General features: G+C 69.7%; 14 protein-coding genes. 4 read left to right on the top strand and 10 right to left on the bottom strand.

Annotated features, from left to right (window positions below):
• On the top strand, positions 1-266 hold a 266-nt coding region (locus FV228_RS09815), incomplete at its 5' end, for an SWIB/MDM2 domain-containing protein (protein ID WP_210247794.1).
• Positions 267-364: 98 nt separating this feature from the next.
• Here FV228_RS09815 and FV228_RS09810 read toward each other — a convergent pair.
• The 5 genes from FV228_RS09810 to FV228_RS09790 all read right to left on the bottom strand — a co-directional run bounded on the left by FV228_RS09810 (position 365) and on the right by FV228_RS09790 (position 6110).
• Positions 365-1162: an SDR family NAD(P)-dependent oxidoreductase gene (locus FV228_RS09810; protein WP_147854451.1), complete on the bottom strand. Its 798-nt coding sequence runs from the start codon at positions 1160-1162 to the stop codon at positions 365-367.
• Positions 1163-1246: 84 nt separating this feature from the next.
• Positions 1247-2641, bottom strand: coding sequence for an MFS transporter (locus FV228_RS09805; protein WP_147854450.1), 1395 nt, complete (start codon positions 2639-2641; stop codon positions 1247-1249).
• Positions 2642-2811: 170 nt separating this feature from the next.
• Positions 2812-4158 carry a hybrid sensor histidine kinase/response regulator gene (locus FV228_RS09800; RefSeq protein WP_147854449.1) on the bottom strand — a complete coding sequence of 449 codons (1347 nt, stop codon included), beginning with the start codon at positions 4156-4158 and terminating at the stop codon, positions 2812-2814.
• Positions 4155-5363, bottom strand: coding sequence for an FIST N-terminal domain-containing protein (locus tag FV228_RS09795; RefSeq protein WP_238259986.1), 1209 nt, complete (start codon positions 5361-5363; stop codon positions 4155-4157). Before FV228_RS09795 ends, FV228_RS09800 begins: the two co-directional genes overlap by 4 nt.
• Positions 5364-5528: 165 nt before the next feature.
• Positions 5529-6110 (bottom strand): c-type cytochrome, methanol metabolism-related, encoded by a 582-nt coding sequence (locus FV228_RS09790; RefSeq protein WP_147854447.1) that lies wholly within the window; start codon positions 6108-6110, stop codon positions 5529-5531.
• Positions 6111-6372: 262 nt separating this feature from the next.
• Between FV228_RS09790 and FV228_RS09785 the strand changes: the two genes are divergently transcribed.
• Both FV228_RS09785 and FV228_RS09780 read left to right on the top strand, forming a co-directional pair.
• Positions 6373-7065 (top strand): transglutaminase-like cysteine peptidase, encoded by a 693-nt coding sequence (locus FV228_RS09785; protein WP_187277688.1) that lies wholly within the window; start codon positions 6373-6375, stop codon positions 7063-7065.
• 129 nt (positions 7066-7194) lie between these two features.
• Positions 7195-7512 carry a hypothetical protein gene (locus FV228_RS09780; RefSeq protein WP_147854445.1) on the top strand — a complete coding sequence of 106 codons (318 nt, stop codon included), beginning with the start codon at positions 7195-7197 and terminating at the stop codon, positions 7510-7512.
• Positions 7513-7592: 80 nt separating this feature from the next.
• Here FV228_RS09780 and FV228_RS09775 read toward each other — a convergent pair whose 3' ends face one another.
• The gene (locus FV228_RS09775) at positions 7593-7943 is read right to left on the bottom strand and encodes a hypothetical protein (protein WP_147854444.1); all 351 of its coding nucleotides are present in this window, start codon (positions 7941-7943) and stop codon (positions 7593-7595) included.
• A gap of 320 nt (positions 7944-8263) precedes the next feature.
• Here FV228_RS09775 and FV228_RS09770 point away from each other — a divergent pair, with 320 nt between their 5' ends.
• Entirely contained in the window at positions 8264-8752 is a 489-nt protein-coding gene (locus FV228_RS09770; protein ID WP_147854443.1) for a DUF1203 domain-containing protein, read from the top strand.
• On the opposite strand, the gene FV228_RS09765 is transcribed toward FV228_RS09770, so the two are convergent.
• From FV228_RS09765 to FV228_RS09750, 4 genes are read right to left on the bottom strand one after another with little or no spacing between them, the layout of a single operon-like run.
• Positions 8742-9212: a low molecular weight phosphatase family protein gene (locus FV228_RS09765; protein ID WP_147854442.1), complete on the bottom strand. Its 471-nt coding sequence runs from the start codon at positions 9210-9212 to the stop codon at positions 8742-8744. The two genes, FV228_RS09770 and FV228_RS09765, sit on opposite strands and share 11 nt — an antisense overlap.
• Before the next feature lie 24 nt (positions 9213-9236).
• On the bottom strand, positions 9237-9719 hold the full coding sequence (locus FV228_RS09760; protein WP_147854441.1) for a UPF0262 family protein: 483 nt from the start codon (positions 9717-9719) through the stop codon (positions 9237-9239).
• A gap of 10 nt (positions 9720-9729) precedes the next feature.
• The gene (gene hisD, locus FV228_RS09755; RefSeq protein WP_147854440.1) at positions 9730-11025 is read right to left on the bottom strand and encodes a histidinol dehydrogenase; all 1296 of its coding nucleotides are present in this window, start codon (positions 11023-11025) and stop codon (positions 9730-9732) included.
• A 19-nt stretch (positions 11026-11044) separates the two neighbouring features.
• A complete protein-coding gene (locus FV228_RS09750; RefSeq protein WP_147854452.1) occupies positions 11045-11503 on the bottom strand; it encodes a DUF2948 family protein in 459 nt (152 codons plus the stop codon).
• Between the last annotated feature and the right edge of the window lie 326 nt (positions 11504-11829).

Genomic DNA, 11829 nt, shown 5'->3' with positions numbered 1-11829 from the left:
CCACGAAGGCCGCCGGCGCGAAGCCGAACGCCCTGCAGCAGCCGCTGAAGCCGTCCGCCGAGCTCGGCGCGATCGTCGGCACGGCCGCGCTGGCCCGCGGCGAGGTGGTCAGCAAGGTGTGGGAATACATCAAGAAGCACAACCTGCAGAACCCCGAGAACAAGCGCGAGATCCTCGCCGACGACAAGCTCAAGAAGGTCTTCGGCAAGGACAAGTGCTCCATGTTCGAGATGAACAAGCATCTCGCGGCTCACCTGAAGTCTTGATCGTCTAAGCCCGCGTCCGGCGCCTCAGCCGGACCGGTGACTCTCGATCGAACGGGGCCCGACGGCCCCGAGCCGACGACCGTTTCGATCGAAGCGGTCTACGCGAGACCTTGCAGGACACCGCCATCCACCCGCAGCGCAGCGCCCGTCGTGGCGCTCGCTGCCGGGCTGCAGAGGTAGGCGACCAGGTTCGCAACCTCCTCCACCGTCGCGAGACGCTTGATCAGCGACGACGGGCGATGCTCGGCCACGAAGGCCCGGCCCATCGCGTCGAGGTCGGCATCGGCCGCCCCTCCCGCCATCTGCTTCATGAACTCGGCGACGCCCTCCGACAGGGTCGGCCCGGGGAGCACGCTGTTGACCGTCACGCCGGTGCCGGCCACCGTCTGGGCGAGGCCGCGTGAGATCGCGAGCTGCGCGGTCTTCGTCATCCCGTAATGGACCATCTCGGTGGGCGTGTTGATGCCGGACTCGCTCGAGATGAAGATCACGCGGCCCCAGCCGCGCTCCGCCATGGCCGGGGCGTAGGCACGGGACAGGCGCACGCCGCTCATCACGTTCACGTCGTAGAAGCGCTGCCAGTCCGCGTCCGGGATCTCGAAGAACGGCTTCGGCTCGAAGATCCCGGTGTTGTTGACCAGGATGTCGACCACGGGCAGCCCCCGGACGAGAGCATCGACCCCTTCGGCGGTGGCCACGTCGCCCGGTGCCGCGAAGGCGCGGCCGGCCTTGGTCTCGCCGCGCAGCTTGGTCAGCGCCGCCTCGACCCGCTCGGCGGTGCGGCCGTTGACGCCGACCTCCGCGCCGAGGTCGCAGAGCTCCTTGGCGATGGCGTAGCCGATGCCGCCGGTCGAGCCGGTGACGAGGGCCTTCTTGCCGGTGAGGTCGAGGTCCATGGGCGGAGACTCCGGGGCTTGGAACACGGGTTGTGGATATCGGCCCAACGCGCGCCAGGCCGGTCGGTGGCATACCGGGCTCGCCTAACCGCCCTTACCCCGCCGCAGGACGCTGGCGCAGCCGCCGATCGCGGCGAGCGCCACCGCGCAGGAGAGCGAGAGGGTAACGGCCCGTTCGGCGCCGAGCCCGTGGGTCAGCCCGAAGATCACCGCCACGAGGGCGGCGCCGAGCGATTGCCCGGTGAGGCGGGCCGTCGACTGCATGCCGCTTGCTCCGCCGGCGCGCTCCCGCGGCGCCGAGGTGACGATCACCTTGTTGTTGGGCGACTGGAACAGGCCGAAGCCGAGCCCGCACAGGGTCAGGCGCCAGACGATGTCGAGGGTGGCGGGCGCCTCGGGCAACAGCGTCATGCAGACGAGGCCGGCCGCCAGCATGGCGAGGCCGATGCCGCCCAGCAGACCGGGCGGGTAGCGGTCGGCCAGGCGCCCCGAGATCGGCGCCATCGCGGCCACCGCGATCGGCCAGGGGGTGAGCAGGAATCCGGTCTGGGTGCTGGAGAGGTGCAGCACGTCCTGGAAGTAGAACGGCAGCGCCACGTAGGACACCATCTGGGCGCAGAAGGAGGCCACCGATGTCGCCATCGACAGGGCGAAGGCGGGGATCCGCAGGAGGTCCACCGGCAGCAGCGGGGCGGGCAGCCGGATCTGGCGCCGCACGAACACGGTGCCGATCACCAGGGCGCCGACGAGTTCGGCGACGGCGATCGCTTGGCCCTCGGGGTCGCCGAGCCCGTCGATGCCGATGATCAGCAGGCCGAAGGTCAGCGCGTTGAGCACGGCGCTCACCAGGTCGAAGCGCCGCCCGCTCGCGGGGGTCGCCGGCAGGGTGCGCGTGGCCACCGCCAGGGCGAGCAGCCCCACCGGGACGTTGACCAGGAACAGCCAGGGCCAGCTCGCCACCGACAGGATCGCGGCCGCCACGGTCGGCCCCGCCGCCGAGGCCACCGCCACCACCAGGGCGACGTTGGCGACCCCCTGGCCGATCATCCGGTGCGGATAGATGAACCGCACGAAGCCGATGTTGACGCTCATGATCGCCGCGGCGCCGAGCCCCTGGACGATGCGCCCCGCAATCAGCAAGGGCAGGCTCGGCGCCAGCGCGCAGGCCAGCGACGCCGCGACGAACACCGCGAGCCCCGGCAGGTAGACCCGGCGGAAGCCGAAGATGTCGCCAAGCGATGCGAAGGGCAGGAGGCTCGCCGTCACGGCGATCTGGTAGGCGTTGACCACGAAGATCGCGTCGGCGGGCTTCACCGCCAGGTCCTTCGCCATCACGGGCAGGGCCACGTTGACGATCGCCCCGTCGAGGACCGCCATGGTCATGGCCAGCCCGATCGCCGCCATCGCCAGGACGCGCTCCCGCGGCGGCAGGCCGTCGTGCTGGGTGGGGACGCCTGTACCGGCCGGGACCTGCGCCATGCGCGCGCTCCTGCGGCGTCCCGGAGGGCCGGCGACGTCGGTTGCGGGGGGAGACCCGGGCGCGGATGCACCGCGGATGCCGGTTCCCTCTCGCGCAGCCGCGGCACAGCGTCGAGGGCCGTGGTGTGTCCTATGTCACGGCGCGGCGGGATTATTCGCCCGGCTATGCATCAGGCGAGCATGTAGGTCAGGAGCGAGCGCAGCTGCGCGGGCTTGATCGGTTTGCGCAGCAACTCCGCGCCGGACCGCGCAACCTTCGCCTCGACCTCGCGAGAATGGTCGGCGGTTGTGACGATCACCGGCAGCGCCTCGCCGTAGAGGTCATTCAGGTACGCGGCGACGTCGAGCCCGCAGGCATCGTCGTCGAGGTGGTAGTCGAGTACCAGGATGTCGGGCCGCGGGGCTCCGGCCTGCATGGCGGCGCGGACCCCGGCCAAATCCCGGAAGGTCGAGACCCGGGCGTCCCAGTTCTGCAGCAGGCGCGCCAGGGCGTCGGCCGTCGCGGCGTCGTTCTCCACCGCCAGGACGTGGGCGCCGGACAGGCGGGTCAGCACGGGGGCCGGCAGCGCGATGGCGGCCGGGATCGGACTCAGCGGCAGGCCCAGGGTCACCCGGGTGCCGTGGCCGGGCCGCGAGGCCAGGGTCAAAGGATGATCCAGCGCCTGGGCCATGCGCCGCACGATGGACAGGCCGAGGCCGAGGCCCGGCTCCTCCGCGGCGCCGGTCCGGGCGCCGCCCCGGAAGAACTCCTCGAAGACCAGGTCGTGCTCCTCGGCGGCGATGCCGCAGCCGGTATCGAACACGTCCACCCGGACCCCGCCGCCGGCGCGCCGCGCCGCGAGCACGATGCCGCCCGCGCCGGTGTAGCGGATGGCGTTGGAGACCAGGTTCTGGACGATGCGCTGGAGCAGCATCACGTCGCTCGTGACCGTGAGGTCCGGGCAGCGCACGGCGAGCCGCAGGCCCTTGCGCTCGGCGAACGGCTTGAAGCTCCCCGCCAGCTCGGCGAGCAGGTCGGGCAGGAAGACCGGCTGCAACTGCGGCCGGACGATGCCGGCATCGAGCTTGGAGATGTCCAGGAGCGTCTTGATCAGGTCCTCGATCGTCTGGAGGCCCCGCTCCACCCGGCCCGCAATGGTGCGCGCCTCGGGCGGCAGCGGCAGGTCGTCCAGCGCCGAGATCGAGAGGCGCGCGGCGTTCACGGGCTGCAGCAGATCGTGGCTCGCCGCCGCCAGGAACCGCGTCTTCGAGCGGTTGGCGGTCTCGGCCTCCTCCTTGGCCGCCGCCAGGGCTTCGTTCGAGCGCTCCAGGCGGTGCATCAGTCCGGTCAACTCCTCGGTACGGGTGCGGACGCGGCCCTCCAGCATGATCGCGGTCTGGAACAACGAGTAGGCGCTGCCGCGCTGATCCATGCTGCGCTCGACATGGGACATCAGCGCGGCGTTGATCCGCTCCAGCTTCTCGATCCGCCGGCGCAGGGAGGCGTCGGTCTCGAGCCCGCTCGGGTGAAGGGTCATGATCCGGCCGGAACGGGCGGGTCGCCGGGCTCCGTGCCCCCGGTAAGCCCCTTGCCGATCGCGATGCCCGTGAAGGTCTGGTTGAGGTGCATCGCCCGGTACTGCTCGCCGAAGGTCTCGAAGCCGACGACGTTGTAGCGGCGGTACAGGTCGGCGATGCCGTGGCCCACCTGCCGGCTCTCGGCATCGAGCCGGCGCAGGACGCATTCGAAGCCGATGATCAGGTCTACGCCGCCCAAAGCCGTGTCGAGGCGGGCCAACTCGGTCCGGGTGGAGGCCACGATGTCGCGCGGCTCGGCCAGCGTCAGCACCACGCCCTCGTCGATGGCGCAGAAGAAGCTCAGCGAGCCGTCCTCGTTCATGCGGCGGATCGAGCGGCAGAAATACTCGCCGCCGACCTTCACGGCGAGCGGGTAGGCGGCAAAGCTCATCGGCGACAGGCCCTCGGGGTCGAGGCCGATCGCCATGGCGTATTCCCGCGCTGCCGGCTCGGCGTTGAGTTCGTGGATCGTGCGCCGCTCGCTGTCCGAGGCGGTGACCACGAACTTGGTCCCGGTCGGCTCGAAATTGTCGCTCTTGAAGATCTCGAACGGGAAATCGGTCTCGACCAGCACCAGCACCGCCGCGTTACGGTGGATCCGGCCGCCATGCAGCAGTACCGCGTCCCGGAAGCGCAGGTCGTCGCCCGCCGAACCGCCGACGATCGGGATTCCGTCGAGCGCCCACGCGATGGCCGAGACCACCGTCTCCTCCGCGTTGGCCAGCCCATCGATCAGCGACAGCGCGAAGCGGCGATGATCGATCGCCGGCGCCTCAGCTTCGCGGGATGACACCATCGGGTCCAGGGTCCGGCGCAGGGCGCGCACGGCCGAGGCGGTGCGCTCGACATCGAGGTGGTCGATGGCGTCGAGCACGGTCGAGACGATGCGGAAGCGCTCGAACGGGAAGGCGATTACGACGAGGCCGCGATCGAGGCCGCCCGCCGGAGCGATGCCCCCCGACATCGAGCAGCCCGCGACGGGGACGCCGGGGAACTGCTTCTCCATGGCGTTAGCCAGGATCTCGGGGTCGTAATCGTGCGAGAAGAAGGCGACGATCTGGGACAGGGCCGGGGTACCGATCGCCCGCGCGATCGCGGAGACGGCGTCGGAGGCCGCGACGGCCTCCGTCCAGGCCGTCCAGATACCGCACGCATGGCGGCGCACTCCGGTCCCTTGAACCACGTTCCACCCCCTCACACCCCCTCGGCGAGCTTTGCCCTCGCTCTTCAGTGTCTTGCGCGGAGTATGTCGTGCACAACCGACCGGCGCAACGGGGCGTCGCGCCGTCGATTTCGGAGGCTGCGCGCCCGCGCGGAAACGCGGCGGCGCTCACTTCATGCAGACGTCTTCCGCCTTCGTGAAGGCGGCGGGTTTCGCCTCGTGGTCGGCCGGGCGGTTGCGTCCGACCACGCCATCCGCGCGGGCGCGCAGATACGTGTAGATGTCCGGCATGTAGCACATGACGTTCCGGTTATCCCCGAATGCCGGCATGACCAGCTCCTGCGAGGCGTTCACGTCCTTCTTGCCGCCGGTGATGATGCCGGCGAAGTGCGCGTAGTCCATGCCCTTGAGCGCATCGACCAGGGAGGGCGCGTAGGTGGACCCCATGCCGTCCGGGCCGTGGCAGACGATGCAGTTGGCGTTGTACCGCAGGTACCCGGACATCGTGTACCAATCGACTTTCTTGCCGCCGTCGGTGACGTGGTAGGTCGGATCGCCGTTCTTGTCGGTGTACTGGCCGTCCTGGACCTTGGCCGGCTGCGTCGGGCCATCGCTCTTGAGATCGCCGGGACTCGTCTGCGGGGGCGATGGGGTGTCCGGGGTCGCGGCCGAGGCCGGGTCCGCCACCAGGGTTCCGATCACGAGCCCTGCGACTGCGAGCGCCGCGAGCGCATCCGTTGTGCACCGCATGTCGTTCCTCCAGCCGCCCAAGCGTTCTGATCCTTCAGGTGGCGGCGGTGGACAACGGCGCTCACGGCTCGCGAATGCCGTTGGAGATCTTCACGTTTTCGCGCGGGTCTCGGCCACCCGACGGCACGGGTGCCACAGGTCTGGGAATTCCTACGTCATCCGCGTTGCGCACAGCATTAACCTTTTGTTAATCCGCCGATTGCCGCCGGCCCCCCGGCGTGAGAGCTTTCGTTAACGAGAGCTTAACGGTTGGGTCACGGCGATGCGGTTCGCGGGTTCCATGGTGCAGGGTTCGGTTCCCAGCTCTGCGCTGCGTCGGGTGGCTCGCAGCCGTCGCGTGCTGGCCGGCTTCGCCTGGGCCGCCCTGTGCTTCGCCGGCCTCGGCGCCGGGACGGTGCAGGCCCAGACCTTCGCCAGCCTGCCGTCCCCGCAGATCGGGGCCGAGCCCCAGGGCGCGGCGCGGCCGATCGCGGCCTGGGTGACGTTCTGCCAGTCCTACGCGGCGGAATGCGCCGTGGACCGCAGCGAGCCGGCGCGGATCACCCTGACCCCGGCGGTCTGGGCCACCATCGTCTCGGTCAACCGCCGGGTGAACAAGTCGGTCGAGCCGAAGACCGACATGGAGCATCTCCACGTCGCCGACCGCTGGGACCTGGCCGAGGACGGCATCGGCGATTGCGAGGACTTCCAGCTGCTCAAGCGCCACCTGTTGGCCGACGCCGGCCTGTCCCGCCGGGCGATGCGCATGACCGTGGTGATCGACGAGAAGGGCGAGGGCCACGCCGTGCTGACCCTGATCACCGACCGCGGCGACCTGGTCCTCGACAACAAGACCAACGCGATCGTGCCGTGGCACAAGACCGGCTACGTGTTCATCAAGCGCGAGAGCCAGGACGCCACCGCGTGGGTCTCGCTCGGCGGCGTCACCTCGCCGGTCACCACCGCCAACCGCTGATCAGGGCGGTTCTCTGCACCGCGTCGGCCCATTCACAGGACGCGTCCGGACAGCCGGATTTCCATCCCGACCTTAAGCTTTCACTAACCTTGGCGGCGTTACCCTGTCTGCGGACCGAGTGCCCGATCCATGTCGCCTGCCTCCCTCATATCGCCCGTGCTGTTCGCCGCGATGCTGCTCGCCTCCGGGCCGGTGCAGGCGGGCGGCGAGACCGAGCTGCGCCACACGGGCTGGCGCGAGTGCCTCAGCCGCAACTTCCGGATCCAGGTCGCGCTCACGGACTCTGACCTCGCCGCGGATTCCGCGTTCCGGGCCTGCCGCAGTGCCGAGGACGCCTATCTCGCAGCCCTGGCGGGTTCACCGCTTCTCGACGGCGACGACGTCGCCCGCGCCCGCCCGATGCTCGCCGGCCGCGTCCGGGCCTGGCTGATCAGCAGCCGGGGGTGATGGGCCGGATCGGCACCGCTCGGGGGCCCACCCAGCAGTCGCTCACGCAGGCGTCTGGGGCCGGACAGGGCGTTGGGCCACTAGATACCGCAGGCGCAGCACGACCGGACATTGGCGATCCTCTGTGCAGGCGTGCCGAACGTCGACTGGGTCACCCCGTAATTGGTCCAGTGCGTGATCCACTGCTTGATGTAGTGCGGGCCGTTGGGCGCGTTGGCGAGCTGATGGGCCGCCCAGCAATCTGCCAGCCGTTCCGAGTTCTTTCGAATGGCGAGAAGGCCATAGGCATGGACGATGTAGAAATGACTGGCGCCCTTGATCTGGGACTCGACCAGATTGATCCGGGCCGGGCATAGGAAAAGGCCGTCGGATTTGGATGTGGCGATACTGCCGGATGTCTCGGTGCAGCTTTGAGTTACCGAAACATTCAATAATCCGCCTGCAGGACTCCATTGAGCGTGTGATGGGCTGCAATGAGATATGAAGGCGCACGCCGCGACTGCAGCCGTCCGAGCGTAAGACATGAAATTGTTCCAAAAAGAGGATGGTCGCCGAGCATATAGAACCGGAACACTCGGTGAAACCTTGCGTTTTTTGCGTAGCTCGTTCGGGCTTACATTCCGCAGCGAAGTGTCAGGTTCGCGTGGTGGCGCGCGGTTCCGGTCGCCCAAGACGAGCCGACAACGGCAGCAAGGAGCGGGACGCTTTCTCTCTCCGGAGCCCGCATGGTTTCCGGGAGAGGGAGCACCCCATGACCCGATACCGCTGCGTACCGATCGATGCCGTCATCGCGGATCGCTTCCGCCAAACCGGGCGCGACGACTTCGACAATCCGGTCCGGTCGGTCACGGCGACGAGCGACAGCGGGTTTCCCTGTCGGCAATGCCTGTGCTGCGCCGAGCCGGGAGAGCCGATGCTGCTCGGGTCCTACGATTTCGGGCGTCCGCGCGGCATCTACTGGGCCCCGAGCCCGATCTTCCTGCACGCGCAATCTTGTCGGAGTTTCGCCGCGGCAGATGTCGTCGCACCGATCCTTCGCGCCAACACCCTGGTGTCGGTCCGGGCCTACGATGCCGAGGATCTTTGCCTGTACGATCTCGGCCACGTCTGTCCCGGCGCCGAGATCGACGCGCCGCTGCTGCGCGCCCTCGGCGACCCGCGCACGGCCTTCGTCAACGTCCACACCGCGCGGCCCGGCTGCCTGCTGTCCCGGGTCGAGCGGCTGACGGTTAGCCCTTGAGCCGCGCCTTGATGCGCCGGGTGAGCCCGTCGCGCACGTCCCGGTAGGCGTCCAGGCGCTGCTCCCGGGAGGCGTCCTGCAGCAGGGTCGGGTCCGGCGTCGGCCAGTACTCGACATCGGCCGCGAGCGTGTGGGTCAGGTCGAGGGCCCGGTGGTGCGCCTCCGGCGAGAGGGTGATGATCAGGTCGAAGTTCAGGCCCTCCCAATCCTCCAACTGCTCGATGGTGCGGGGGCGATGCCGGCTCGCGTCGATGCCGAGTTCGTCGAGGGCCGCGATCATGAACGGATCGGTGGGCTCGCCCGAGCGCACGCCGGCCGACTGTACATAGGTCGATTTGCCGAAATAGGCCCGCGCGATCGCCTCGGCCGCGGCCGAGCGCACGGCGTTGAAGTTGCACATGAACAGGACCGACTGGACCCGCCGCTTCTTCGGGGCGATCTCGGGGAAAGGCTCAACCATCGCCGTTCGGGGCCGGAAGGCGCCCTAGCCCTTCCAGTGCAGGGCGAAGATCAGCGTGAACAGGCGGCGCGCCGTATCGTGGTCGAGGTCGACCTTGCCGTCGAGGCGCTGCTTGAGCGTGTCCGAAGCTTCGTTGTGCAGGCCGCGCCGGCCCATGTCGATCGCCTCGATCTGCGACGGCGAGGCGGTACGGATCGCGTTGTAGTAGCTCTCGCAGATCATCTCGTAGTCGCGGATCACCCGTCGGAACGGCGTCAGCGACAGGAGGTGCGTCATCACCGGCTCGCCGTCCACCGTGCTGATCGCGAAGGACAGCTTGTTCTCGACGAGGCCGAGCGTGAGCATGTACGGGCCCTCGCGGCCCGGAATCGTGAAGGAGTTGTCTTCCAGGATGTCGAACAGTGCGATCGCCCGTTCGTGCTCCTGATCCGGGTTGCCGCGGGCGATGGACGCCTCGTCCAGGCTTACCTTGGCGAGGCGGTTCGGCCCGCGCTGCTTCTCGGCCATCCCCACACCCTCACAGGTTCAACCGGATCGCGACGGAGCGGGCGTGACCCTCCAGACCCTCCGACCGGCCGAGCGTTATCGCTGCCGGACCCAGCGCCCGCAAGCTCTCCGGCGTGCAGGCCAGGATCGTGGTCCGTTTCATGAAGTCCAAGACGCCGAGGCCCGAGGAGAACCGGGCCGAGCGGGCGGTGGGCAACACGTGGTTCGGGCCGCCGACGTAATCGCCGATCGCCTCCGGCGTGTGCGACCCCAAAAAGATCGCGCCGGCGTTACGGATCCTGCCCGACAGCGCCTCGGCATCCTGGGTCTCGATTTCCAGGTGCTCGGGGGCGATCCGGTCGACCAGCGGCACCGCCTCGTCGAAATCCCGGACCCGGATGATCGCGCCGTAATCGCGCCAGCTCGCCCGGGCGATCTCGGCCCGGGGCAGGGTGGTCAGCGCGCGCTCGACGGCGGCTTCCACCGCCTCGGCGAGTTCCGCGCTGTCGGTGATCAGGACCGACTGGGCGGCGGTGTCGTGCTCCGCCTGGGCCAGGAGGTCGGCGGCGATCCAGTCGGGGTTGGCGTGGCCGTCGGCGAGGATCAGCACCTCGGACGGGCCGGCGATCATGTCGATCCCGACCTGGCCGAACACCCGGCGCTTGGCCGCCGCCACCCAGGCGTTGCCGGGGCCGACGATCTTGGCGACCGGGGCGATGCTGGCGGTGCCGTAGGCCAGCGCCGCCACCGCCTGGGCGCCCCCGACCCGGTAGACCTCGTGGACCCCGGCCAGGCGGGCCGCGGCCAGCACCAGGGGATTGAGGATGTTGTCGGGCGTCGGCACCACCATGACGATCCGGGGCACGCCCGCCACCCGGGCCGGCACGCCGTTCATCAGGACCGAGGACGGATAGCTCGCCGTGCCGCCGGGCACGTAGAGCCCGACCGATTCCAGCGCCGTCCAGCGCCAGCCGGCGGTGACGCCGAGCGCGTCGGTCGCCCGGTGATCCTGGGGCTTCTGCTGTGCGTGGAACGCCTCGATCCGCTCCGCCGCGAGGCGCAGCGCCGTCATCGCCTCGTCCGGGCAGGACGCGACGGCCGCATCGATCTCGGCCTCGGTGATCCGCAGGGCATCGGCGGAGAAGTCCGGCCCAAGCCGGTCGAAGCGGCGGGTGAAGTCCACCAGGGCGGCGTCGCCGCGGGCGACGACCTCGCCGATGATGCCGCGCACCGCCTCGTCGACATCCTCGGCGATCTCACGCTTCAGGGTGAGCAGCCGCGCGAAGTCGGCGGCGAAGTTCGGGGAGGAGCTGTCGAGCCGGACCATCGGATGTCTTTCGTCTGTCTCAAGCCGCCGGGCCGGGGGCGGCGACCGCATCGGTCGCCGGATCGATTGCATGGCCGGGGCGGGCGACCGCCTCCCAGACCGGGCCGAGATCCTTCATCCGGACCTCGATGCACTCGACTTCGAGCCGCACCGCCGCGCCGCCGGAGAACACCATGTCGATATGGCCCGACGGCGAGTCGGTCGCCTCGAAGGTGAGGGCGAGCAGGCTCATCGGCGTGGTGTCGCCCGGGGCCAGCCCGCGGGTCTTCACGCTGAGGACGCGCTCGACATGCAGGCCGGCCAGCCGCCGCCGCGGCGGCGCGTCGGGCGTCCAGTCGAAGCGCCGCACGACCATGAGGAAGCGATGCTCGCCGGCCAGGTAGGTCAGGTCCTCCGGGCGCAGGATCGCGTCCTGGAGGTGTGCGGAGATCACGGTCAGATCCTCGGTATCGAGGGCGGCGAGCTTGAGCAGCTCCATGAAAGGATCCTCGGGGATAGGTAGGCGCGGGCGGCGGCGGCGGCCCAACGGCAGGGCGTAGGTAGCGGCCAGACCGGGTTCGGGCAACGCCCGCATCCGGGATGGCGGTCCCGGCCGGGGGCGTCCGGCCCCCTCACGCTGCCTGGGCCCCTCAGGACGACCGAGACGATTCGAGGCAGGACGACGATGGTGAAACGGATCTCGCTCGCGGCGCTGGCTGCCCTGACCCTGGCGCCACTGGTCGCCGCCCCGGTGCGCGCACAGGTCGGTCCCGACGCGGATGTCTACGTGTTCGGCCGTCCCGGGCCGGATCGCTACGAGTACGA

This window comes from Methylobacterium sp. WL18, assembly GCF_008040015.1.
Classification (GTDB): Bacteria; Pseudomonadota; Alphaproteobacteria; order Rhizobiales; family Beijerinckiaceae; genus Methylobacterium; species Methylobacterium mesophilicum.
The sequence above is the reverse complement of the archived record's forward strand: the minus strand, read 5'-3'. Positions and strand labels throughout refer to the sequence as shown.